Raw genomic sequence first — 24,220 nt, 5'->3', positions numbered from 1 at the left:
GCGGCACGGTGATCCGCGACGCGGCAGGTTCTACGCTGTGCCCAACGGCCCTCCCCACCCGCAGGAGGGCATCCTCCGCGACTTCGGGAGTCACCACCGTGACCGACGTGTCCCACACCGCCGACGATCTCGGCGTGCTGTCCACGCTGTTCCGCTCCGAGCAGGGCGGCCACGAACAGGTCGTGCTCTGCCAGGACCGCGAGAGCGGCCTCAAGGCCGTCATCGCCATCCACTCGACCGCCCTGGGCCCGGCCCTCGGCGGCACCCGCTTCCACGCCTACGCCTCCGAGGACAATCCGGAGGAGGCCGCCGTCCGCGACGCGCTCAACCTCGCGCGCGGCATGTCGTACAAGAACGCCCTCGCCGGGCTGGACCACGGCGGCGGCAAGGCCGTGATCATCGGGGATCCGGCGGCGGTCGCCGACGGCGGCCTCAAGAGCGAGCAGCTCCTCCTCGCCTACGGCCGCTTCGTGGCTTCGCTCGGCGGCCGTTACGTCACCGCCTGTGACGTCGGCACCTACGTCGCGGACATGGACGTCGTCGCCCGCGAGAACCCCTGGACCACCGGCCGCTCCCCCGAGGGCGGCGGCGCCGGCGACTCCTCCGTGCTGACCGCCTTCGGCGTCTTCCAGGGCATGCGGGCGAGCGCGGCGCACCTCTGGGGCGGGCCCACCCTGAAGGGCCGCACGGTCGGGGTGGCGGGCGTCGGCAAGGTCGGCCACCATCTGGTCGACCATCTGGTCGAAGACGGCGCACACGTCGTGATCACCGATGTCCGGCCCGAGGGCGTCGACCGGGTGCTGGCCCGGCATCCGCAGGTCAAGGCCGTCGTCGATGTCGAGGAACTGATCCGGGCGGGGCTCGACGTCTACGCTCCGTGCGCACTCGGCGGCGCGCTGAACGACGACACGGTGCCCGCCCTGACCGCCAAGGTGGTGTGCGGGGCCGCGAACAACCAGCTCGCCCACCCGGGTGTCGAGAAGGACCTCGCCGACCGGGGTGTCCTCTACGCCCCCGACTACGTCGTGAACGCCGGCGGTGTCATCCAGGTCGCCGACGAGCTGCACGGCTTCGACTTCGACCGGGCGAAGGCCAAGGCTGCGAAGATCTACGACACGACGCTGGCCATATTCGAGCGCGCCCAGGCCGACGGAGTGCCGCCCGCCGTGGCGGCCGACCGGCTCGCCGAGCAGCGGATCGCCCGGGCCCGTACCGCCGGGACGTCGGACGCCCCGCGCTGACCTGCGAGAAGACAGGACGGCCCGCCGACGAGAGAAGACTCACCCCCCGTCGGCGGGTCGATCCCGCCCAGAGGCTAAAATCTGGCCTTGACCAGCGAGGACAGGGCTCCTCACGACACCTGCCGAGTGGCACGTCCTGTGGGCGACGTACCGTAGAGCTGCGGAAGCAGGTACCGTTGAAGTCCTACGGACCGAGCTCTCACCGAGGGCCCGCTCCGACTCATGAACGCGTGTCAAGACTCTGGGGCCGTCGAGCCCCGTTACCGAGGGGGTCGAGCCATGGGGCGCGGCCGGGCCAAGGCCAAGCAGACGAAGGTCGCCCGCCAGCTGAAGTACAACAGCGGTGGGACAGATCTCTCACGTCTGGCCGATGAGCTGGGCGCATCGACGACGAAACAGCCGCCGAACGGTGAGCGCTTCGAGGACGATGAGCCGGACGACGACCCGTACGCACAGTACGCGGAGTTGTACAACGACGACGAGGACGAGGACGACGAGGAGTCGCAATCGTCCGACCGGTCCGCACAGCGCCGACGCGCCTGACGCTGCGGCGCCCGCGTCCGCGGCACACCACCCGACCCGGTCCGGAGTCCTGACCCCGGACCGGGTTCTGTGCTGCCTGCCGCCGGTCACCGCCGGCCGCGTCGCGCATGCCGTCCTCCACGCTGTCAGCCGGCGTAGTCGTGTCTCAGGGTGACGGCCGCGTTGCCGCCGTCCCGGCTGTCCCGACCGTCACGCTCGGTGATCTCGCCGCACACCCAGGCGCCCAGACCCCGGTCCGCGAGCGTGGTCAGCGCCGCTTCGGCCGAGTCCCGCGGCACGACCGCGATCATGCCGACACCCATGTTGAGGGTCTTCTCCAGCTCCGTCCGCTCGACGCCACCCGCCCTGCCGACCAGGTCGAAGACCGGGCCCGGGGTCCAGGTGGAGCGGTCGATCCCGGCGTGCAGCCCGTCGGGGATCACCCGGGCGAGGTTGTTCGCCAGCCCGCCGCCGGTGACGTGCGAGAAGGCGTGCACCTCGGTGGTGCGGGTGAGCGCGAGGCAGTCCAGGGAGTAGATCCGGGTGGGCTCGAGCAGTTCCTCGCCGAGGGTCCGGCCGAACTCCGCGACCTCCCGGTCCAGCGACCAGCCCGCCCGGTCGAAGAGCACGTGCCGGACGAGTGAGTACCCGTTCGAGTGAAGGCCGGAGGACTCCATGGCGATCACCACGTCACCGGCGCGGACACGCTCCGCGCCGAGCACCCGGTCGGCCTCGACCACGCCCGTGCCCGCGCCCGCCACGTCGAAGTCGTCCGGACCCAGCAGCCCCGGGTGCTCCGCCGTCTCGCCGCCGACCAGGGCGCAGCCCGCGAGGACACAGCCCTCGGCGATGCCCTTGACGATGGCGGCCACCCGCTCGGGGTACACCTTGCCGACACAGACGTAGTCGGTCATGAACAGCGGCTCGGCGCCGCACACCACGAGATCGTCGACGACCATGCCGACCAGGTCGTGGCCGATGGTGTCGTAGACGCCCAGCCGGCGCGCGATGTCCACCTTGGTGCCGACGCCGTCCGTGGCGGAGGCGAGCAGCGGGCGCTCGTAGCGCTTGAGGGCCGAGGCGTCGAAGAGACCGGCGAAGCCACCGAGGCCGCCGACGACCTCGGGGCGGGTGGCCTTCTTCACCCACTCCTTCATCAGGCCGACGGCGCGGTCACCCGCTTCGATGTCGACTCCGGCGGACGCGTAGCTGACCGGGCCGGGAGGTGTCTCAGACATGACGCCTCAGATCTTTCGTGTCGTGGTCGGGCGTACGGGCAGCAGTGGTGCGTGCGGCGGCCGTACGGGCAGCGGCGGTGCACGCGGCTCGTGCGGGCAGCGGCGTTGCGTGCGTCACGGGCGGCGCAGCGCGTCGGCGCCGCCGACACCGGCCGTCGGCGAGGCGAGTCCGTCCGCGTCACCGCTGCTCGGCACCTGGGCCTCGGCCTCCAGGAGGTGCTTGCCCAGCAGCTCCGGGTCCGGCAGGTCCATCGGGTACTCACCGTCAAAGCACGCCCGGCAGAGGTCCTTCTTGGGGATGGTCGTCGACTCGACCATCGCGTCGATCGAGATGTACGCCAGCGAGTCGGCGCCCATCGACTTGCCGATCTCGTCGATGGTCAGCCCGTTGGCGATCAGCTCGGCGCGGGTTGCGAAGTCGATGCCGAAGAAGCACGGCCACTTGATGGGCGGCGAGGAGATCCGGATGTGGATCTCGGCCGCGCCGGCTTCGCGGAGCATCCGGACCAGGGCGCGCTGGGTGTTGCCGCGGACGATCGAGTCGTCCACGACCACCAGCCGCTTGCCGCGGATGACTTCCTTGAGCGGGTTGAGCTTGAGCCGGATGCCGAGCTGCCGGATGGTCTGGCTCGGCTGGATGAAGGTCCGGCCGACGTAGGAGTTCTTCACCAGCCCGGAGCCGTACGGAATGCCGCTGGCCTCGGCGTAGCCCACCGCGGCCGGTGTACCGGACTCCGGGGTGGCTATCACCAGGTCGGCGTCGGCGGGGGCCTCCGCGGCCAGCCTCCGGCCCATCTCCACACGGGAGAGGTAGACGTTGCGGCCCGCGATGTCGGTGTCGGGGCGCGCCAGGTAGACGTACTCGAAGACGCAGCCCTTGGGGCGGGCGTCGGCGAAGCGGGTGCTGCGCAGGCCGTCCTCGTCGATGGCGACCAGCTCGCCGGGCTCGACCTCGCGTATGAAGCTCGCGCCGCAGATGTCGAGTGCCGCGGTCTCGCTCGCCACGACCCAGCCGCGCTCCAGCCGGCCGAGGACCAGCGGGCGGACGCCCTGCGGGTCGCGGGCGGCGTAGAGGGTGTGCTCGTCCATGAAGACGAGGGAGAAGGCGCCCTGCACCTTGGGCAGCACCAGCGGGGCGGCCTGCTCGACGGTCAGCGGCTTGCCGTCCTCGTCGGTCTGCCCGGCGAGCAGCGCGGTCACGAGGTCGGTGTCGTTGGTCGCCGCGACCTGGGTCGCCCGGCCGCCGTCCCGGGGCAGGTCGGCGACCAGCTCCGCGAGTTCGGCGGTGTTGACGAGATTGCCGTTGTGGCCGAGCGCGATCGAGCCGTGCGCGGTGGCGCGGAACGTCGGCTGGGCGTTCTCCCACACCGAGGCGCCGGTGGTGGAGTAGCGGGCATGGCCCACGGCGATGTGGCCCTGGAGCGAGCCGAGGGAGGTCTCGTCGAAGACCTGGGAGACCAGACCCATGTCCTTGAAGACGAGGATCTGTGAGCCGTTGCTCACTGCGATTCCCGCGGACTCCTGTCCCCGGTGCTGCAGCGCATACAGCCCGAAATAGGTGAGTTTGGCGACCTCTTCTCCCGGAGCCCAGACACCGAAGACGCCGCAAGCGTCCTGAGGGCCCTTCTCGCCGGGAAGGAGATCGTGGCTGAGTCGTCCGTCACCACGTGGCACGACACCGAGTCTAGGACAGGTTCCGCGAGGGGCCGAACCGGGGACTCCGCCTCGGCGCCCGCGACAGCCGGGACCGAAGAGGGCGACCGGGCGCGTCCCCGGGCCCTCCGGACCGCCCCGCGACGCCACGCTGCAGTCGTCGGAATGCCTGGTGAGACGGCTGCGGCGGCGGATCCGAGGCACGCCCGCGGCCGTACGGGCAGGGGGCGCGCCACGGGCTGCGGGACGGGGCGCCTCCGGTGTCGAACGTCACGATGGGGCGGAGGGGGCGGGCTGTCGGGTCCGGCAGGCCGGCCGGGGCGGGCCCTCGGCCGGGAACCGGCCTCCGCGTGGTGCGGAGGGCGGTCAGGGCGCGGTCGTGCCCGGGGGATCGCCGCCCAGGCGGCTCAGTGCCCGCATGGCCTCGCGCTCTGTGCGCGCGACCTCGTGCAGGACGCTGCCCGCCCGTACGAGGTACTGCTCGTCGCCCGATGTCCCCGCCCTGCCGATCAGTGCCGCGGCTTCCGTCCACAGGGTGGCGGCTTCGGCGTACAGCTCGTGGCCGGTGCGCAGATGGCTGCTGTCGAGCAGCTGGGTGCATTCGGCGAGGAAGTCGCGGTAGAGATTCCGGAACAGTGCCCCGCCGGTGCCGGCCTCCTCCATCAGCAGCGCGACCTGCGGCAGGTCGCGCCGGGGGTTGCCGGTCCGCCGGAGCCAGGTGGGCACCAGCTTGCCGGCCTTCTCGATCCCGCGGTGCCCCAGGTTGGCGATGGGCGGGTTCAGGAAGGCGTCGGCGCAGGCGGTGATCGCGGGAATGATGTGGCCCCGCGGGGCGGGAGGGGCGCTGGGAGCGGTGAGGGTGAAGGAGCGGTGTCTGGCCGTCATCGGGCCCCGTTCGGCCCTGGCCCGGGCGAGGCTCGCCAGGCTGGTGGACACCGCTCCGCCCTGCCGGCCGGTGTCGACCAGGTGGGCGTCGTGGTCGTCGTAGCCGTACATGGCGACCACATGGCCGCCGAAGTGCACCTTCGAACCGAAGTAGTCCAGGTGGTAGCTGTCGAGTTGCAGTCCGACGGGCCGGCCCGCGTCGATGGCGGCCGCCACGTTCTCCCACGCCCGGCGCGGGGAGGTGGTCTCCCGGACCACAAGGTCCAGGCCGAGCGCGGCGGCCAGGTTCCTGGTCAGCTCGAAGGGCTTGACCCGCCCCCCGAGGAAGGGAAAGTCCATGTTCTTGCTGTCCCAGTAGACGAAGGACAGACCGGAACCGAGGCCGAAGAGCATGGGCTCGGACAGATCGAGTCCCTGATGGCGCAGCAGCACCCCCAGAGCCGTCGTCTCGCAGTGCTGCGCACCGCGGGCGTCGATGCCTTTCACTGTGGTGCCTTTCAGCGTGGTCATGCCATGCACTCCCGGACGAGGACGAGGACGAGACGAAGGGGCGGGGACGGGGACGAGGACGGGGACGAGGGGGCGGGGACCGGAAACGGGGACTGGGACGGGACGGGGACTGGGACTGGGGTCGAGGACCTGGAACGAGGGGGCGAGGGCCGGCCGGGGACGGGGCCGGGACCGGGGAACGAGGGGACGAGGGCCGGGAAGGAGGTCGGGCACCGGGCCCGGGGCGAGGGGCCGGCGGTCCACTCAGCCGAGCACCGGCAGCAGGTCCGACAGGTCCGCGCGCTCCCCGCTCGCGGTGACCTCCGCCGCGTCCACCGCCTCCGCCCACGGCATCCGGCCGGTGGCGAGCCGGATCCAGGTCAGCGGGCGGGACTCCACCACGTTCGGCGGGGTACCGCGGGTGTGCCGCGGGCCCTCCACGCACTGGACCACGGCGAACGGCGGGATCCGCACCTCCACCGACCCGCCGGGCGCCCGCGCCGCCAGCGCGTCGGCCGTGAGCCGGACCACGGCGGCGAGCGCCTGCCGGTCGTGCGCCACGGCCGTGCCGGTGGCCGCCGTCAGGTCCTCGCCGTGCACCACGGTCTCCAACAGCCGCGTGACGAGGAAGTCGTCGACCGTCATGGCTCCGTAGCGGGTGGGGACCGGCCGGCCGCCCTCCGTGGCCGACACGGCCTCACCGAGCCGCCCGGCTGCGTCGTCCAGCCGCGCCAGCACCTCCTGCGGTCCGCCGTCGCCCGGCAGCTCCCCGGCCTCCCGTACGGCCGTCTCGGAGATGTCCCCGGCCTGCGAGCGGAGGCTGCGCACATAGCCCTGGACGTCCAGGTCCGCCGCGCCCGGCCGGTCCTCGGCCAGCCGCCGCGGCAGGGAGTCCAGGCACACCGCGATGTGCACGATCAGGTCCCGCACCGTCCACCCCTCCAGGCCGGACGGCGCCCGCAGCAGCTCCGCGGCGTCCGGGGCGGCACACATCACCCGTACCGCTTCCCGTACAGCTGCCACCTCCGCGTCCAGCGCGGCCCTCGTCCGGGCCGGATCGTAGGTACGGGCACGAGGCTTGCGCGGTCGCGGCGGCGTCATGGCGCCGAGCCTAGGGGGTCCCCTGCCGCTCCCCGGCCGCGGCCACGGTGAATGTCTCGCCGTTCGCCGGGACGCCGACGCCGCGCCAGCGGAACGGCACCCCGCGCGCCGTGTGCGGCTCGGGTCGGTCCATCAACTGGAAGTGCAGATGCGGCTCCGTGGAATTGCCGGTGTTCCCCACCTCGGCCAGCCGCTGCCCCGCCCGCACCCGCTCACCCGCGCGGACGGCGAGCGAGTCCTTCCGCAGATGGGCGTACGCGGCATACGTCCCGTCGCCCAGGTCGAGTATCAGATGGTTGCCGAACAGCCGTCCGGGGCCGGCGACGTCCCGGGCGAACCCCTCCAGGAAGAACGGCAGCAGCGCGGGCCAGGAATTGCGGCTGTAATGGTCGCGGCGGCTGCCCACGGCCCGCACCACCGTGGCGTCGGCGACGGCCAGCACCGGCGCCCCGAAGGCGGGAAAGTCCCGGTTGGGCCGCACCGGCGGCCACCAGCCGAACGCGGGCCGCTTCCGGTCCGGGTCGCCGGACTCGGCGACGATGTCGATGGCGTACGCCTGTCCGTACGTGCGGACCCCGTGGCTGGGGACCTTGTCCGCCGGGCTGTTCAGAGCGCTCCACCGGCCCGTCACAGGCGGCTCGGTCTCCACGGCGTCCGGCTCCCCCGCCCCAGCCGCGCGCTCGGCCTTCGGCAGCCTGCGGCTGCGTCCCGGCAGCAGTTCGACGGCGATCACGAACACGGGCACGCCGAGGGTGAGCCAGGACGGTGCGTCCAGCGGTGTCAGTTCGTTGACCAGGATCAGCAGGGCCAGCATTCCGTACCAGACGGGGCGCAGCCGCTTCAGCGCCTCGACGCCCGGGCCGGTCCGGCCGGGGCCCCCGCCCCCCGTGCGGGAGCCCCGGCCCGCATCGGCACCGGCCGCGCCCGCGGCCCGGCCGGCAGCGGGTGGCCCCGCCCCCCGGCGGGCCCCGGGCCGCTCAGCCTCGGGCTGTTCTGCCGTCGGTGGTCCGGTGGTCACCCGGTTCGCGTCCATGGCTTCTCCCCTGTGTCTTGTGCCGATCCCCTGTGTCCTGTGCCGAGCCGACCCGCTGATCGGTCCCCGGCCCCGGTCCTCCGGCCCGGGTCTCGCTCACGGTCGCCCCCGACCGGAGCCATCAGCGGCCCCGGCCACGTCGGGGCCCCGGCCGGAGGTCACCCCGCGGCCACGGTCAGCGCCACCAGCAGCGGCACCACCCGGCCCGCCGGGACCTCGAACCGCCCGCGGCCCGTGGACCTCAGCCACCCGGCGGCCGTCAGCTGCCGCAGATGGTGATAGACCTGCCCGGTCGTGCCGACGTCCGGCAGCCCGGCCAGCTCCGCGGCGGTGCGGCGGCCACCGAGGATCTCCCGCAGCAGCCGCAGCCGTACGGGCTTGCCCAGAGCCGCCAGCGCTTCCGCGGTGTCGGCCCAGTCACCCCCTTCGAGCACCTGGTCCGTGACGGCGCCGTGCTGCCACTCGTACCGCTCGCCGGTCGGCAGCCGGACGGAGCCCGTGAACAGCACCCCGCCGTTCTCCGTGCCGGCCTCGCCCAGCTGTGCCTTGAGCCCGTCCAGCGCCCAGAAGTCGGGCCGCCGGGCGACGGCGGGCCGCTCCTCCTGCCCGCCCGGGCCCTCCAGCTCCGCCAGCCGCCGTTCGATCTCGGTGACACGCTCCTCCAGTTCCACGACCACAGATTACGTAATTACGTAATCCCTGACAAGACCCGGCCCCCGGCGATCGCAGGCCGCAGGACACCGCCGGAACGCGCGCAGCCCCGCCCACCGGAGTGGACGGGGCCGCGAGCGTGCGGGACGGGAACGGGACGGACGGGAACGGGACGGGCTCAGGCCAGCAGCGCCGGAATCGTCGCGTCGTGGGCCGCGCGCAGTTCGGCCAGCGGAATGCTGAACTCACCCTGCACCTCGACCGCGTCGCCGTCGACCACGCCGATGCGGGTGGCCGGCATGCCGCGCGCGCCGCACATGTCGTTGAAGCGGACCTCCTCGCTGCGCGGGACCGCGACGATCGCGCGGCTCGCGGACTCCGAGAAGAGGAACACGAACGGCGACAGGCCGTCCGGGACGACCAGCCGGGCGCCCTTGCCGCCGCCCAGGCAGGACTCCGTGACGGCCTGCACCAGTCCGCCGTCGGACAGGTCGTGCGCCGCGTCGATCATGCCGTCGCGGGAGCCGGCGATCAGGATCTCGGCGAGCAGCTTCTCCCGCTCCAGGTCCAGCTTCGGCGGCAGACCGCCGAGGTGGCCGTGGACGACCTGGGACCAGGCCGAGCCGCCCAGCTCGTCCGCGGTGTCGCCGAGCAGATAGATCAGCTGCCCCTCCTCCGCGAACGCCATCGGGGTGCGGCGCGTGACGTCGTCGATGACGCCCAGCACGCCGACCACGGGGGTCGGGTGGATCGCGGTCTCACCGGTCTGGTTGTAGAGCGAGACGTTGCCCCCGGTGACGGGGGTGCCGAGCTCCAGGCAGGCGTCCGCCAGGCCGCGACAGGCCTCCGCGAACTGCCACATGACCGCCGGGTCCTCCGGCGAGCCGAAGTTGAGGCAGTCGGTGACGGCGAGCGGCTTGGCGCCCGTCGCGGCGACGTTGCGGTACGACTCGGCCAGCGCCAGCTGGGCGCCGGTGTACGGGTCGAGCTTGGCGTAGCGGCCGTTGCCGTCGGTGGCGACGGCCACCCCCAGGTTCGACTCCTCGTCGATCCGGATCATGCCGGAGTCCTCGGGCTGCGCCAGGACGGTGTTGCCCTGCACGAAGCGGTCGTACTGGTCCGTGACCCAGGACTTGGACGCCTGGTTCGGGGACGCCACGAGCGCGAGCACCTGCTCCCGCAGTTCCTCGCCGCCTCCCGGACGGGCCAGCTTGTCCGCCCCGTCGGCCTGGAGCGCGTCCTGCCAGGAGGGGCGCTCGTACGGCCGGTGGTAGACGGGGCCCTCGTGGGCGACGGTCCGCGGCGGTACGTCGACGATCTGCTCGCCGTGCCAGAAGATCTCCAGCCGGTCGCCCTCGGTGACCTCACCGATGACGGTGGCGATGACGTCCCACTTCTCGCAGATCTCCAGGAAGCGGTCGACCTTCCCCGGCTCCACGATCGCGCACATGCGCTCCTGCGACTCGCTCATCAGGATCTCCTCGGGGGAGAGCGAGGAGTCGCGCAGCGGCACGGTGTCCAGCTCGACGCGCATGCCGCCGGAGCCCGCCGAGGCCAGCTCGGAGGTGGCGCAGGACAGGCCCGCGCCGCCGAGGTCCTGGATGCCGGCGACCAGGTCCTCGTTGAAGATCTCCAGGGTGCACTCGATGAGCAGCTTCTCCTGGAACGGGTCGCCGACCTGGACGGCCGGCCGCTTCGCGGGCCCGGTCGAGTCGAAGGTCTCGGAGGCCAGCACGGACACCCCGCCGATACCGTCGCCGCCGGTCCGGGCGCCGTACAGGATGACCTTGTTGCCCGCGCCGGACGCCTTGGCGAGGTGGATGTCCTCGTGCTTCATGACGCCCACGCACAGCGCGTTGACCAGCGGGTTGCCCTGGTAGCAGGGATCGAAGACGACCTCGCCGCCGATGTTGGGCAGGCCGAGGCAGTTGCCGTAGCCGCCGATGCCCGCGACGACGCCCGGCAGCACCCGCTTGGTGTCCGGGTGGTCGGCGGCGCCGAAGCGCAGCGGGTCCATGACGGCGACCGGGCGGGCGCCCATCGCGAGGATGTCGCGCACGATGCCGCCGACGCCGGTGGCCGCGCCCTGGTAGGGCTCGATGTACGACGGGTGGTTGTGCGACTCGACCTTGAAGGTCACCGCGTAACCCTGGCCGACGTCGACCACGCCCGCGTTCTCGCCGATGCCGACGAGCATGGCGTCACTGGCCGGGGCCTTCTCGCCGAACTGCTTGAGATGCACCTTGCTCGACTTGTACGAGCAGTGCTCTGACCACATCACGGAGTACATGGCCAGTTCGGCGCCGGTCGGGCGGCGGCCGAGGATGTCGCGGATGCGCTCGTACTCGTCCTGCTTCAGGCCCAGTTCGGCCCAGGGCTGATCGGCGTCCGGGGTGCCGGCGGCGTGCTTGGTGGTGTCCAGAGTCATCAGGCGTTGACCAGCTTCTTCAGGATCGAGGTGAAGAATCCGAGGCCGTCCGTGCCGCCGGTGCCGACCAGCGGCTCGACGGCGTGCTCGGGGTGGGGCATGAGGCCGACGACGTTTCCGGCCTCGTTGGTGATGCCGGCGATGTCGCGCAGCGAACCGTTCGGGTTCATGCCGAGGTAGCGGAACGCGACCCGGCCCTCCGCCTCCAGCATGTCGAGGGTGCGCTCGTCGGCGACGTAGCGGCCGTCGACGTTCTTCAGCGGGATACGGATCTCCTGGCCGGCCGTGTAGTCGGCGGTCCAGGCGGTGTCCGCGTTCTCCACCCGCAGCTGCTGCTCGCGGCAGATGAAGTGCAGGTGGTTGTTGCGCAGCATCGCGCCGGGCAGCAGATGCGTCTCGGTGAGCACCTGGAATCCGTTGCAGATGCCCAGCACCGGAAGTCCGGCACGGGCCTCGCCGATCACGGTTTCCATGACGGGCGAGAAGCGGGAGATGGCGCCGGCCCGCAGATAGTCGCCGTAGGAGAAACCGCCGGGCAGTACGACCGCGTCGACGCCCTTGAGATCCTTGTCACGGTGCCACAGCGCGACCGGTTCGGCACCGGCGAGGCGGATCGCGCGCCGGGTGTCCCGGTCGTCGAGGCTGCCGGGAAAGGTGATGACGCCGATACGAGCGGTCACGACGCGGCCTGCACGGTCTCGGCGGCCGGCTCGTTCCCGGAAGCCGGTCCGTTCTCCACGCGCACCGTGAAGTCCTCGATGACGGTGTTCGCGAGAAACGTCTCGGCCAGCTCACGGACCCGGGCCAGGGCGGCCTCGTCGGCGGGCCCGTCCAGCTCGAGTTCGAATCGCTTTCCCTGGCGGACGTCGGAGATTCCGTCGAAACCGAGGCGGGGCAGTGCGCGCTGCACCGCCTGGCCCTGCGGGTCGAGGATCTCCGGCTTGAGCATGACGTCGACTACGACGCGTGCCACTGGCACTCCCGGTGGTGTGGTGGTGCGGCTGTGTCAATCCGGGACGGCCCCTGAGGCCCCCGGACGTGTCCGGTTCCGGCTTCGCCCGGGGACGGTCCCGGAACCCCCGAACAGGTGACACCCAGCGTACCCGGCCCGAGAATCTACGCGAGTAGATATGACACGCCGCCCGGCGCCCCGACGGTCACATTCGGGTATACGGTCGCGGTAACCGTTGCGGAAAATCCCCCGGAAAACGTACCGTCCGGATTGCAAGAGACACGCGGACAGAATTCACTGGGCTTCACAATGCAATGCTGATCGCTGTACAAATGAAAAAGACCTGACCCCTATCACCCCGGCGCACCACAACACCGCACGTCATCGCGGCAGCGTCGGCAGAAAGGACCGATATCCGTGGCTCAGCGCGTAGTGGTCACACTCTCCGACGACATCGATGGCGGAGAAGCGGCGGAGACGGTCATCTTCGGTCTCGACGGCAAGCAGTACGAGATCGACCTCAATCCCGCCAATGCGAAGAAACTGCGGGGAGCCCTGGCACCTTACGTGGAGGCCGGGCGCAAGAAGTCGAAGTCGGGCAAGACATACCGCCGCACATCGGTCGCCCCCGATCCTGCGACGGTCCGCGCCTGGGCCCGCTCGAACGGCATGGACGTACCGCCCCGCGGACGCATCCCCAAGAAGGTCTACGAGGCCTTCGAGGCGGCCGGTTGAACCGACTTGCGCCGCACCCCCGGTGATCGGCTAGAGTCTGGAGCACGCCGAGGGGCGAGGCCGCAAGACCGGGCCCCACGGAGTCACGCGGGTGTAGCTCAGTAGTAGAGCGCCCCCTTTCCAAGGGGGAGGCGCAGTGTGCGATCCCTGTCACCCGCTCTCATCACCTTCCGAACCACCCCGGTGGATCGGGTAGAGTGGTGGTCGCGCCGAGAGGTGAAAGCTTCTCGGAGGCATGCGGACGTGGCTCAGTTGGTAGAGCATCACCTTGCCAAGGTGAGGGTCGCGAGTTCGAATCTCGTCGTCCGCTCGGATGAGAGCCCCTGGTCGTCGACCAGGGGCTCTTCTCGTGTTCCGGTTGTTCCGGTTGTTCCGGTCGCCCGTCGTGCGGCTCGGCGCCTCGCCGGGTGCCGTGGCACTTCGCCGTGTGACGGGGCGCTCCGTCGTGCGCCCTCCGCTTTGCCGCGTGCCGTGCCGCCCCGTGCCGTGTGATGTCGCCGCCCCTTGTCGTGTGGGTGGCGCATGGGTGCCGTGTGACGTGACATGACACCCGCGTCGTCTGGCGTGACACCTCTCACGCGTTCCCCGGCGCCCCTGCGCCTCCCTCGGCGATCTCCCCGGCCATGACATGTGTCATGAGTACGGATGACAGCACTCACTGCCCCGCCCGCCACCCGGCCGGGAGCCTGGAACCACGGGCGGGCAGCCCGACCGGCGCGTCGGAACCGCCGCCCCGACCGCGCGGGCTCCGGTGCCCGCGGTGGCCCGGACGGCGCCGCCGGTGTTTCCTGTACGCCGGTGCCCCCTCCGGGAACCGAGGTGCCGAGCGGGGGCACTCCCGCCAGCCGATGGACGAAAGGTACGGGGATACGGTGCGCGCGTACTGGCGACGGCACGGCGGCGGATGGCGGAGCCGCAGCAGGATCGGCCAGGTCGACCTCTACACGCGGATGTCGCTGTACAGCCTGGCCTGGTTCGCCGTGCTCTACGCCGTCTTCCTGCTGGCCGCGGGCTTGGAACAGGGCACCGGACACCGGATCGGCGCCGGAGCCCTGGCCGTGCTGAGCCTGTTCCAGGGCGTCTCGTGCACGCGGCTGCTGCGGATGGGGATCGAGCAGTATCTCGGCCGCGCCGCGGTGCCCCGGCGGGAGCTGCTGACCGGGGTGTTCCTCGCCACCGCGGCGACCGTCGGGGTGGTGGCACTGACCGTCACCGGCGGGCTGTCGGACATGCCCGAGGCGGTCGGGCTGCTCTCGACCGCCACGATCCTCGTCATCGGCCCGTGCTGCCTGCTCGCACCGTTGCGCACCACCACGGCGGTCCAGGCGGGTACCGCGGCGGCGGTCGTCGCCGCGCTCGCCGTCGCCGGGGCCGACCGCCGCCTGCTGCTGGTCACGGCGGTGGCCCTGCCGTTCACCTACCTCTGGGTGACCGTCACCGTGCGCTGCTCGCTCTGGGTGCTGGCCGTCATGTGGGAGCTGGAGGAGGCGCGGGGCGTGCAGCCGCGGCTGGCGGTGGCCGAGGAACGGCTGCGGTTCGCCCGGGACATGCACGACGTCATGGGACGGAATCTCGCCGTGATCGCGCTCAAGAGCGAACTCGCGGTGCAGCTCAGCCGGCGGGGTTCCGCCGCGGCGGTCGACCAGATGGTCGAGGTGCAGCGGATCGCCCGGGACTCCCAGCGCGAGGTGCGGGAGGTCGTGCGCGGCTATCGGCAGGCCGACCTGCACACGGAGCTGATCGGCGCGGCCGGGGTGCTGCGCGCCGCGGGTACGGAGTGCCACATCGAGGACCGGTACGCGGGCGAGTTGCCGGCGGAGGTCCAGTCGGCGCTGGGCTGGGTGGTCCGCGAGGGGACGACGAACGTCCTGCGGCACGCGGACGCCGCGCGCTGTTCCGTACGGGTACGAATCCGCCCGGGGCGGAGGCCCGGGAACGGAAACGGAAACAGGACCGCGAACGGCAAGGGGAACGGTGCCGCGAACGGCAAGGGGATCGGCGCCACGGGCGGTAACGGGCCCGGAGACGGCGGCCGGGGCGGTCGTACGGCGGTGCTGGTGATGGAGAACGACGGCGTCCCGGACGCGCCCGCCGGCGGGGGAACGGACAGCCGGACGGGCGGCGGCCTCGGCGAGGGCTCCGGTCTGGCCGGGCTGCGACAGCGGCTGGCCGGACTCGGCGGCCGGGTGGACGCCCGGCGGCTGCCCGGCGGCGAGTTCCGGCTGACGGCGGAGATCCCGGTGGACGCGCAGGGTCCGCAGCCGGCGGAGGAGGCGTCCGGAGAGGGGGCGGCAGGGCTGCCGGACGAGCCCTCCGGAGGAGCCGTGCGGCAGGCCGAGCGGGTGGGTCGCAGGGAGCAGGCCGAGCAGGTGGATGGTGAGGAGCGGACCGAGCGGGTGGTTGGTGAGGAGCAGACCGAGCGGGTGGATCGCGTGGAACAGGCTGAACAGGCGGGACGGGAGCGTCGTACGGGGCGGGCGGAGCGGGTGCGCCGTGGGGAGCGGGCGGAACCGAAGCACCGGGTGACGGAACCGGCCCCCGAGCGGTGGGGCCGGCGGGAACGGCGGTCGGCCGGGGCACCGGGACGGCAGTGGAGAGGTGCGGCACAGTGACGGAAACCCAGGGCCCCGGGAACGAACCCCGTCCGGCAGCGCCCGGCGGCACGGGAGAGTCGCCGGAACCGGCCCCGTTGCGCGTGCTGCTCGCCGACGACGAGCATCTGATCCGGGGCGCGCTCACCGCGCTGCTCTCGCTGGAGGACGACCTGGTGATCGTGGCCGAGGCCGCCTCCGGGCCCGAGGCGCTGGCCATGGCGCGGGCGCACCGGCCGGACGTGGCGGTGCTCGATCTCCAGATGCCGGGCGCCGACGGTGTGGCGGTCGCCACGTCGCTGCGGGCCGAACTCCCGGACTGCCGGACCATGATCGTCACCAGTCACGGCAAGCCGGGCCATCTCAAGCGGGCACTCGGCGCGGGCGTCCGGGGCTTCGTACCGAAGACCGTGTCCGCGCAGCGGCTCGCCGAGATCATCCGCACCGTGCACGCCGGAAACCGTTTCGTGGACCCGGAGTTGGCGGCCGACGCGATCAGCGCGGGCGATTCCCCGCTCACCGCGCGCGAGACGGAGGTGCTGGCGCTGGCGGCGGACGGAGCGCCGGTCACTGAAATCGCGCAGCGGGCGGCGCTGTCCGCCGGGACGGTGCGCAACTACCTCTCCTCGGCCGCCGCGAAGCTCTCCGCGGAGAACCGTCATACGGCGGTGCGCGTCGCACGCGAGCGAGGTTGGCTATAGTGGGTGTCGCACCGCGCGGGAACGGGCGGGGCAGGCGGACGTGGCTCAGTTGGTAGAGCATCACCTTGCCAAGGTGAGGGTCGCGAGTTCGAATCTCGTCGTCCGCTCAGTGCGAGAACCCCCGGTCGGACGACCGGGGGTTCTCGGCTTTTCCTCCGTGTATCGGCTCCCGGGGCCGTCCTCGGGTCCGGGCCCGGTCCATGAGTCCCTGCTCGGGCCCGGTCCGTGAGTTGCCACTCGGGCCCGGGCCCGGTCCATGATTTCCCACTCGCGTCCGGGGCCGTTCCGGAGCCCGTTCCTCAGCCTGTCACCGGCAGACGGTTGCCGGTAGCCGGTCCTCATCGGCCCGCCGTCCGGCAGGCCGTGTCGGCGGCTGGTCCGCAAAACGCCGCCCGGCAGGCCGTAGCCGGTGGCCGGTAACCGGTCCGCAGCGCGCCGCCCGGCAGGCGGTTCCTCAGTCCGTCCAGGCCGTGCCGGTCAGCCGCTCGTACGCCTCCGCGTACTTGGCCCGGGTCTGCTCCACGATCTCCGCCGGCAGTTCGGGCGGCGGCTGTTCGCCGTTCCGGTCCCAGCCGGAGGCCGGTGAGGTGAGCCAGTCGCGGATGAACTGCTTGTCGAAGGACGGCTGGGAGCGGCCCGGCTCCCAGCGGTCGGCGGGCCAGAAACGGGAGGAGTCGGGCGTCAGCACCTCGTCGGCGAGCACCAGCCGCTCCTGTCGCCCGCCGCCGGTGGCACCGCCCGCACCGGCACCGGCGCCCCCGGTGGCCGCGGCCTCGCCGTCCTGGATGGTCTCGTAACCGAACTCGAACTTCGTGTCGGCCAGGATGATGCCCCGCTCGCGGGCGATGTCCCGGGCCCGGCTGTAGACGGCGAGGGTCGTCTGGCGCAGCTCGGCGGCCGTCTCGGCGCCGGCCTGCCGGGCGACCTCCTCGTAGCTGACGTTCTCGTCGTGGTCGCCGACGGCCGCCTTGGTCGCGGGGGTGAAGATCGCCGCGGGAAGTTCGGAGCCGTCGATCAGCCCTTCGGGGAGGGCGAGTCCGCAGACGGTACGGGTCTTCTCGTACTCGGCGAGACCGGAGCCGGTGAGATAGCCGCGGGCCACGCATTCGACCGGGACCATGCGCAGCGGCTTGCAGATCATGGTGCGGCCCTCCCAGTCGGCGGGCGCGCCCTCGGGCACGTCCGTACCGAGCACATGGCTGGGCACGAGGTCGGCGAGCACGTCGAACCACCACAGGGACAGCTGCGTGAGGATGCGGCCCTTTCCGGGGATCTCGGTCGGCAGCACCCAGTCGTAGGCGGAGGTGCGGTCGCTGGCGACCATCACCAGCTCACCGGCCTCGTTCCGGTAGAGGTCGCGCACCTTGCCGGTGTGCAGGTGCACCAGGCCGGGAACCTGCACCGGCTCGGGCTTTTCGACGAATCCGGACACGCTGCCTCCGCGTGAGTTGGTCCAGGAGCAGGGATTTCCGATTCTCCCGTACGGGAGGCCGCTCGGTACGGCCAGGGTCGGGTAGCCCCGGATGGGGAAGATCAATCCTGCGCGCGGCAACGGACGCGCCGGGCCGGCCGGCGGACCGGCCCGCTGGACCGGCCGCGGACCGGCGGCGGACCGGAGGTGCCGGTCGGGGGCCGCGGACAGGGGTCAGGGGGGCAGGGAGCAAGGGGCAGGCGGCGGCGCCGCTCAGTCCCGCTTGCAGATCCGGTCGAGGAGGTTGGCCGTGGCGCGCTGGACGCGGGCGTCGGTGTGGCCCGGGCGGTCGAGCGCCGGGGACCAGGCGAAGGTGCCGGAGGCGAAGACGAGGGCGCCGCTGGGGGCCCGGTAGAGCGAGGTCTCCTGGTGCCGCTTGACGCCGTCGGCGTCCTCGTACGGGGAGTGTGCGAGCAGGATCCGGTCGGTGTGCTCGGGGAGCGCGGTGCGCGGGAAGTAGCGGTCGGCCTCGCCCGCGACCATGCCGTCCAGCTTGTCGCCCTCGCTCGCGCCGGTGGCCTCCCACAGCCAGTGGTCCGCGTTGCGGACGACAAGCGGGTTCGGCTCGGGCACCCTGCCCTGGTACTGGATGCCCAGCAACTGCTGCTCCGGCGCGCCCAGCTCGCGCCAGAGCGCGGCCTTGCCGGGGCACTGGCGTTTTCGGCAGGTCAGCAGCCGGTCGGGCACCCCGGACGCGGACGGGGCAAGCTCCACCTGCCAGTACATGGTGTTGGCGGAGAGGAAGACCAGCGAGGTGCCGCTGTCCCGGGCGCGCTCGGCGGCGCGGCGCATGGGGACGGACCAGTATTCGTCGTGGCCGGGGAAGACCAGGCCGCGGTACCGGCTGGGGTCGACGCGTCCCGCGTGCAGGTCGCGGGTGTCGGCGTAGGCGACGTCATAGCCGTAGCGCTCGGCCCAGCGGATGAAGTCGTACGCGTGCCCGACGTGCAGCGGGAGTCCGGCGCCCGCGTACGGACGGTCGAACGAGACGGTGGTCGCCGCCTCCTTCTCGCCGAGCAGCCGGCCCTCGTCGTCCCAGGCGTGGTAGAGGCTGGCGCCGGTGCGGCCGTCCTCCGGGTAGAGGTTGTACGCCTGCCAGGTGACGTCCGGCAGCAACAGCAGCAGATCCGCCGGATGGTCGTCACGGACGGTGAAGGGGACGTGGCTGCGGTAGCCGTCGACGGTCGTCAAAACCGCAACATATGCGCCATTGTTCCAGTACGTCGGGACCTGTAGGCGCCACGACAACCACCAGTGATGACAGGAGACCGTGCGCTGGGCCGCCATCGGGGCGGGCTGGGCGATGCCGGACAGCCGCGGACTGGTGGTGATCTTCGCGGCACCGTCGCCCGCGTAGTGCCCGATGCGGTAGACGTCGACGCTGAACTGCTGTGGCGGGTCGACCGTGATGTGGAAGTCCAGGGCCTCGCCCGGGGCGACGGCGCCGGTGGACGCGAAGCCCTTGATCTGCCCGCGCACGTCGTCCGCCGTACGCGGCGAAGACCGCTCCGAGCTGCGGCGGGGCGCGGGGATGCCGGGCTCGTCCAGGGCCACGGCCGGGTCGACGTACCAGGGGACGACCTGCCCCGTGTCGTCGAAGTAGTTCTCGCTGCCACGCAGCCAGGGCAGCGGCCCCTGGCCGAAGGGATCCGTGACGGCGTGCGCGAGTGCACCCGACTCCCAGCGCCGGATCTGCTCCGTTCCCATCGACCGCTCCCTCCCGCCCATGCGCGCGATCGTCCCGCGCGCGGCCGCTGCCGTGTTCACGCTCCGTGTTGCTCTCTTACGACGAGCGACAGCGACACGTCACAGCACATCACATTACGCACGTACTCCGTCACCGTTCGTTGTGAATTGGTGAATCCGGCCGGGGCCGGCCGGTCGCCGGCCGGTCCGAAAAGACGTACGTGACACCTATGATCATCCCTTACCGGCCGTCACACCAGGGACACGGGACCATCACACCAGCCGCACAGGCTTTTCCGGCCGGACCCCCGCAGTAACGATCCAGCCGCGCAGGGCGTCCGCGTCGCCGCCCTCGACCAGTTCCAGCACCGCCGGGAACGGATCCGCGGCCCGCTCCCGGCCGAAGCGGAGGACGGGCCCGTCGAGCCAGTCCAGTCCGGGCGCCGCTCCCGCGGTGTCCACGGCGGCGCAGCAGACCGCCGCGAGCACGTGGTCGGCGAGCAGTTCACGGCCGGTGCGGGGCGCCTGCAGGGGCAGCAGCGGCACGGGATCCTCACCCCAGGGCCCGCCGACGGCTCCGGGCCCGGCGGCCGAGGACTCCTGCCGGTGCCGCTCCTCGCGGGCCATCTCGGTGTCGAGCCGGGCGGCGAGCCGCGCCGTGAACCCCTCCTCCCCCGCTCCGCCCGCGAGCCGGTCCAGCACCCTGGCGAGGGTGGGCCCGCCGCTCGCGGCGGACGCCGGGGCGGCGTCGGGGAGTTCGTCCAGGATCCGGTGCAGCCGGGCCGCCTCGAGCCGCCACTTGCGGTCCACGACCTCCTCCGGATACGCCTCCCAGTCGACCGGCGCCCAGTCCGGGCCCCGCTCCGCCGGGCCGCCGTGGAAGAGCCGGGCCGCGAGCAGCGACGCCGCCTCGTCCACCGCGCCGGGCTCCTCCAGCAGGTCGCACGCGGGCCGCTCGCCCAGCCGCGAGGCGAAGCCCTCCGCGAGCCGGTCGCGGCGGGACAGCTCGGTGAGCGCGGAGACCACCCCGGCGTCCAGCCGGGAGGGCCAGCGGCCCATCCGCCAGGCCGGGAGGGCGACCCGGGTCAGCAGCCGGTCCCAGCCCGCGTAGGCCAGTCCCACCTGCTCCTGGGCGACGATCCGCAGGCCGTAGTCCACCGACTGGGCCCGGGCGGAGGCGGCGGCGGCGACACCGCGCTCCATCTCGCCGGCGTGCCGCCGGCAACCGCGCAGCAACGGGCGGGTCACCCAGCCGACGAGGGCCAGCGCCCGGTGCCGGTCCGCGACGGCGACCGCCGCGTCCAGCCCTCGTACGAACCGCCGGGCGGCCGCTATGTCCGGGTGGGCGGCGGGCCCGGTCCCGGCCACCACCGGGGCGAGGACGGCCCGCAGCTCGGCGACCCGCATCCACCACAGGAAGGGGGAGCCGACGACCAGCTCGGGCGCCCGCTCCGCCGCCCGCCCCCGCCCGGCCGGACGGCGGACGCCGAGGCTGCGGCGCCCGAGATGCGCCCGGTCCTCGAGCCAGCTGTCGCAGTCCGGGGTGAGCGCCACGGCGGAGGGCGCCGGTACGTCTAGCCGGTCGGCGAGCTCGCGGACCAGCCGGTAGAGGTCGGGGGCGGTCCCCTCGGCGATCGGGACGGTCGGGCTGACCGCCGGCCCGGCCCGTGCCACCACGGCGGCGACGAGCACCGCGGCGGACAGCACGACGGCGGCCACGGCGGCGGTCGTCCAGCGCGCCGTGTCCCAGCCGGAGCCGGTCAGCCGGCCGGTGGCGGGGGCGGCGAAGAGGACGACCGCGACGGCCGCCGGGAGCAGCGCGACGGCCAGCGCCGCGCCGCGGACACGCAGGACCGCGAGGGCCCGGGAACGCGCGAAGCGCATTCCGAGTTCCGCACCTTCCGGTTCGGAGACCAACGAGTTCACCCCCTGCCGACCTGCTGACGGCTGCTCATCCCCCCACTGTGGCACCGGGCGCCGACAGCGCAATGCCGGTGGGCCGGATGCCCGGCGAGCGGGCTCCGCCGTGGGGGCGGAGCTGCTTGCCGGGCACCATAGTTCGGGGGTGTGAGCGCGTCAGCCGGATGGGCAACCGGTCACTCGATGGAATGGCTTTGGTCAGAACCTCGCCATGCACGCTTCGACACGGACACGGACACGGACACGACCACGGAGACGGACACGGACACGACCACGGCGCCGGGCCCGCACCGGAACGCGGCGGTGGCGGTCAGCGGTCAGCGGTCAGCGGTCAGCGGTCAGCGGTCAGCGGTCAGCGGTCAGCGGTCAGCGGGGAACGAGCCGGGCGTGCCGCCCGTTTCAGCTCTCGGCCGCCGCCTTCGCCGCGATGTCCGTACGGTGGTGCGAGCCGTCCAGCCGGATCCGGGACACCCCCGCGTACGCGCGTTCGCGGGCCTCGGCCAGGTCCGTTCCGGTGGCGGTCACCGACAGGACCCGGCCGCCCGCGCTCAGCACCTCTCCGGACGGGCCGCGCCTGGTCCCGGCGTGCAGCACGTACGGGCCCGGGCCGCCGTCCGCTCCGCTCGCGGCGGCGAGTTCGTCCAGTCCCCCGATCGGGTCACCGGTGCGCGGAGTGCCCGGGTAGTTGTGCGAGGCGATCACGACGGTCACCGCCGCGCCGTCGCTCCAGCGCAGCGGCGGGAAGTCGGCGAGGTCCCCCGTCGCCGCCGCGAGCAGCAGCCCGGCCAGCGGCGTCCGCAGCCGGGCCAGCACGACCTGGGTCTCCGGGTCGCCGAAGCGGGCGTTGAACTCGATGACGCGCACGCCGCGCGAGGTGATCGCCAGTCCGGCGTAGAGCAGCCCCGAGAAGGGCGTGCCCCGGCGGCGCAGCTCGTCCACGGTCGGCTGGAGCACGGTCCGCAGCACCTCGTCGGCGAGCTTCGGGTCCGCCCACGGCAACGGCGAGTACGCACCCATGCCACCGGTGTTCGGCCCCTCGTCGGCGTCCAGGGCGCGCTTGAAGTCCTGCGCGGGCTGGAGCGGCACCACGGTCTCGCCGTCGGTGACGGCGAACAGCGACACCTCCGGTCCGTCCAGGAACTCCTCGATGACGACCCGGCCGCAGCTCAGCGCGTGTTCCCGGGCGACCGCCACGTCCTCGGTCACCACGACGCCCTTGCCCGCGGCGAGGCCGTCGTCCTTGACCACGTAGGGCGCGCCGAAGGCGTCCAGCGCCCGGTCGATCTCCTCGGGGCCGGTGCAGACGTACGAGCGGGCGGTGGGCACGCCCGCTCCGGCCATCACGTCCTTGGCGAACGCCTTGGAGCCCTCCAGCCGGGCGGCCTCCGCGGAGGGGCCGAACACCGGAATGCCCCGCGCGCGCACGGCGTCCGCCACACCCGCCACGAGGGGGGCTTCGGGGCCGACGACGACGAGCCCGGCACCGAGCCGGCCGGCCAGCGCGGCGACCGCGGCGCCGTCGAGGGCGTCCACCGCGTGCAGCTCGGCCACCTCGGCGATGCCGGCGTTGCCGGGGGCGCAGTGCAGCTCGGAGACGTCGGGGTCGAGGGAGAGAGAGCGGCACAGGGCGTGTTCGCGGGCGCCGCCGCCGATGACGAGGACCTTCACGCGGCTCAGAGTAGTCGTACGACGGCGGGGCACCGCGCCGCGGGGCGTACGGGCGGTGGTGCGCGCGGGCGCGGGAGGCGGTCCCCGGGAGCGGGCGGAGGCACCCCGCGGGCGGCAACTCCCGAGGCGGGATCACTCTTTCGGGTGGTCGCCGGATTCCCTATACCTGATCAGCCGCCTCATCCGTGGGTGAAAAGCGCCGTACGGCCGTCGAGCCCCACCGTTCGGCGGTATGAAGGGTCCACGCAACAGACGCCACACGCGTCGTCACACACGGTCACTGTCGGAGAGCGGCGCGACCACATGACCGATTGCCGCATATTCCGCCGATCACACGGACACGGAACAGGGAGCACACGGGTGAGCCAGCCGGAGATGCAGCCCGAGGGACCTCCTCGGGAGGACGACGGCAAGCAGCAGGGCGACCTGCTCGGCCGGCCCTTCCCCCTCGGCGACTGGGGCGAGCCCGCCGAGCGGCTCGACGAGCTCTACCAGTGGGTGGAGGAGCGCGCGCTCACCACCGCCGACTGGTATCTGCGGGACCGTCTCGGCAAGCGCCGGGGTGCGCGAGCCCTGCGGGCGGGTGCCGCGCTGTCGGCCACGGCGGGCTTCTCGCTGCCGCTGCTGGAGCTGACCGGACTGGTCGGTTCCGGCGCGGGCTGGGGCTGTCTGGCGCTCGTCGGGGCGGCGGCGTGCGTGGCCTGTGACCGCTTCTTCGGGCTGACGTCCGGCTGGATGCGCAGTGTCGCCACCGCCCAGGCGGTGCAGCGGCGGCTGGAGGCGCTCCAGTTCGACTGGGCCTCCGAGAGCGTGCGCGAGGTGCTCGGACCGACGGAGGGCACCGCGAGCGAAGCCGCCGAACGCTGTCTGTCGGTGCTGCGGCGCTTCTCCGAGGACATCTCGGAGCTGGTGCGGTCGGAGACGGCGGACTGGATGGTGGAGTTCCGGACCGGCTCCGCGCCGCTGCTGACCCAGTCCCTGGTGCCCTGGGCGTCCCGCGGCGACCACGGCGGCGGCCCGCCCGTGCCACGGTTTCCGCTGCCGCCGGGGGCCCGCCCGAACATGCCGCGGCAGCGTCCGCCGGAGTCGCCGCGCTGAGTCGCCTCCCGCGTGGGGTGACCGGTTGTGCGGGGTGCCCGGGAGCGCGGGGTGCCCGGAGTTCACCGGGTTCCCGGGGCGCGGGGTGGCCGGGGCGCGGGTGCTCGGCTTCCGGTTGTGCGGGGGGTGCGCGGTGCTCGGCTTCCGGTTGCGCCGG

At 72.8% G+C, this 24,220-nt stretch carries 19 protein-coding genes and 3 tRNA genes; 9 read left to right on the top strand and 13 right to left on the bottom strand.

Features of this window, described 5'->3' with window-relative positions; all coding sequences use genetic code 11:
- The first annotated feature begins 98 nt into the window (after positions 1-98).
- On the top strand, positions 99-1,241 hold the full coding sequence (locus GCU69_RS31515) for a Leu/Phe/Val dehydrogenase (protein WP_098753025.1): 1,143 nt from the start codon (positions 99-101) through the stop codon (positions 1,239-1,241).
- A 279-nt stretch (positions 1,242-1,520) separates the two neighbouring features.
- Positions 1,521-1,784: a DUF3073 domain-containing protein gene (locus GCU69_RS31510; RefSeq protein ID WP_098753024.1), complete on the top strand. Its 264-nt coding sequence runs from the start codon at positions 1,521-1,523 to the stop codon at positions 1,782-1,784.
- A 125-nt stretch (positions 1,785-1,909) separates the two neighbouring features.
- Here GCU69_RS31510 and purM read toward each other — a convergent pair whose 3' ends face one another.
- The 9 genes from purM to purS form a co-directional block, all read right to left on the bottom strand.
- Entirely contained in the window at positions 1,910-3,001 is a 1,092-nt protein-coding gene (gene purM, locus GCU69_RS31505) for a phosphoribosylformylglycinamidine cyclo-ligase (RefSeq protein WP_098753023.1), read from the bottom strand.
- Between the two features lie 114 nt (positions 3,002-3,115).
- Positions 3,116-4,675, bottom strand: a complete 1,560-nt coding sequence (gene purF / locus GCU69_RS31500) for an amidophosphoribosyltransferase (protein ID WP_098753022.1) — start codon at positions 4,673-4,675, stop codon at positions 3,116-3,118.
- A gap of 345 nt (positions 4,676-5,020) precedes the next feature.
- Positions 5,021-6,049: a BtrH N-terminal domain-containing protein gene (locus tag GCU69_RS31495; RefSeq protein WP_156207903.1), complete on the bottom strand. Its 1,029-nt coding sequence runs from the start codon at positions 6,047-6,049 to the stop codon at positions 5,021-5,023.
- Positions 6,050-6,292: 243 nt separating this feature from the next.
- Positions 6,293-7,129, bottom strand: coding sequence for a sterol carrier family protein (locus tag GCU69_RS31490; protein WP_156207902.1), 837 nt, complete (start codon positions 7,127-7,129; stop codon positions 6,293-6,295).
- Between the two features lie 10 nt (positions 7,130-7,139).
- Positions 7,140-8,162, bottom strand: a complete 1,023-nt coding sequence (locus GCU69_RS31485; RefSeq protein WP_235978827.1) for a M23 family metallopeptidase — start codon at positions 8,160-8,162, stop codon at positions 7,140-7,142.
- A gap of 158 nt (positions 8,163-8,320) precedes the next feature.
- Positions 8,321-8,833, bottom strand: coding sequence for an ArsR/SmtB family transcription factor (locus tag GCU69_RS31480; RefSeq protein ID WP_098753017.1), 513 nt, complete (start codon positions 8,831-8,833; stop codon positions 8,321-8,323).
- 158 nt (positions 8,834-8,991) lie between these two features.
- Positions 8,992-11,241: a phosphoribosylformylglycinamidine synthase subunit PurL gene (gene purL / locus GCU69_RS31475; protein WP_156207901.1), complete on the bottom strand. Its 2,250-nt coding sequence runs from the start codon at positions 11,239-11,241 to the stop codon at positions 8,992-8,994.
- Positions 11,241-11,921, bottom strand: coding sequence for a phosphoribosylformylglycinamidine synthase subunit PurQ (purQ, locus tag GCU69_RS31470; protein WP_098753002.1), 681 nt, complete (start codon positions 11,919-11,921; stop codon positions 11,241-11,243). Before purQ ends, purL begins: the two co-directional genes overlap by 1 nt.
- The gene (gene purS / locus GCU69_RS31465) at positions 11,918-12,220 is read right to left on the bottom strand and encodes a phosphoribosylformylglycinamidine synthase subunit PurS (RefSeq protein WP_098753001.1); all 303 of its coding nucleotides are present in this window, start codon (positions 12,218-12,220) and stop codon (positions 11,918-11,920) included. Before purS ends, purQ begins: the two co-directional genes overlap by 4 nt.
- A 390-nt stretch (positions 12,221-12,610) precedes the next feature.
- Here purS and GCU69_RS31460 point away from each other — a divergent pair, with 390 nt between their 5' ends.
- The 6 genes from GCU69_RS31460 to GCU69_RS31435 all read left to right on the top strand — a co-directional run bounded on the left by GCU69_RS31460 (position 12,611) and on the right by GCU69_RS31435 (position 16,327).
- Positions 12,611-12,928: a histone-like nucleoid-structuring protein Lsr2 gene (locus tag GCU69_RS31460; RefSeq protein ID WP_098753000.1), complete on the top strand. Its 318-nt coding sequence runs from the start codon at positions 12,611-12,613 to the stop codon at positions 12,926-12,928.
- Positions 12,929-13,015: 87 nt separating this feature from the next.
- Positions 13,016-13,087 (top strand) — tRNA-Gly (locus GCU69_RS31455).
- A gap of 78 nt (positions 13,088-13,165) precedes the next feature.
- Positions 13,166-13,238, top strand: a tRNA-Gly gene (locus GCU69_RS31450).
- A 562-nt stretch (positions 13,239-13,800) separates the two neighbouring features.
- Positions 13,801-15,540, top strand: a complete 1,740-nt coding sequence (locus GCU69_RS34480) for a histidine kinase (protein ID WP_268969345.1) — start codon at positions 13,801-13,803, stop codon at positions 15,538-15,540.
- Between the two features lie 77 nt (positions 15,541-15,617).
- A complete protein-coding gene (locus GCU69_RS31440) occupies positions 15,618-16,220 on the top strand; it encodes a response regulator transcription factor (RefSeq protein ID WP_235978832.1) in 603 nt (200 codons plus the stop codon).
- 34 nt (positions 16,221-16,254) lie between these two features.
- Positions 16,255-16,327 (top strand) — tRNA-Gly (locus tag GCU69_RS31435).
- 347 nt (positions 16,328-16,674) lie between these two features.
- On the opposite strand, the gene GCU69_RS31430 is transcribed toward GCU69_RS31435, so the two are convergent.
- From GCU69_RS31430 to purD, 4 genes are all read right to left on the bottom strand, one after another.
- Complete coding sequence (locus tag GCU69_RS31430) at positions 16,675-17,652, bottom strand: phosphoribosylaminoimidazolesuccinocarboxamide synthase (protein WP_098752999.1); 978 nt, start codon at positions 17,650-17,652, stop codon at positions 16,675-16,677.
- Between the two features lie 252 nt (positions 17,653-17,904).
- Entirely contained in the window at positions 17,905-19,398 is a 1,494-nt protein-coding gene (locus GCU69_RS31425) for a N,N-dimethylformamidase beta subunit family domain-containing protein (RefSeq protein WP_098752998.1), read from the bottom strand.
- Positions 19,399-19,650: 252 nt separating this feature from the next.
- Complete coding sequence (locus GCU69_RS31420) at positions 19,651-21,261, bottom strand: M48 family metalloprotease (protein WP_098752997.1); 1,611 nt, start codon at positions 21,259-21,261, stop codon at positions 19,651-19,653.
- Positions 21,262-21,696: 435 nt separating this feature from the next.
- Positions 21,697-22,965, bottom strand: a complete 1,269-nt coding sequence (purD, locus tag GCU69_RS31415) for a phosphoribosylamine--glycine ligase (protein WP_156207899.1) — start codon at positions 22,963-22,965, stop codon at positions 21,697-21,699.
- Positions 22,966-23,325: 360 nt separating this feature from the next.
- Between purD and GCU69_RS31410 the strand changes: the two genes are divergently transcribed.
- Positions 23,326-24,063, top strand: a complete 738-nt coding sequence (locus GCU69_RS31410; protein ID WP_098752995.1) for an SLATT domain-containing protein — start codon at positions 23,326-23,328, stop codon at positions 24,061-24,063.
- Positions 24,064-24,220: the final 157 nt, after the last annotated feature.

The sequence above is a fragment of the Streptomyces lycii genome, assembly GCF_009735685.1.
Taxonomy (GTDB): Bacteria; Actinomycetota; Actinomycetes; order Streptomycetales; family Streptomycetaceae; genus Streptomyces; species Streptomyces lycii.
The sequence above is the reverse complement of the archived record's forward strand: the minus strand, read 5'-3'. Positions and strand labels throughout refer to the sequence as shown.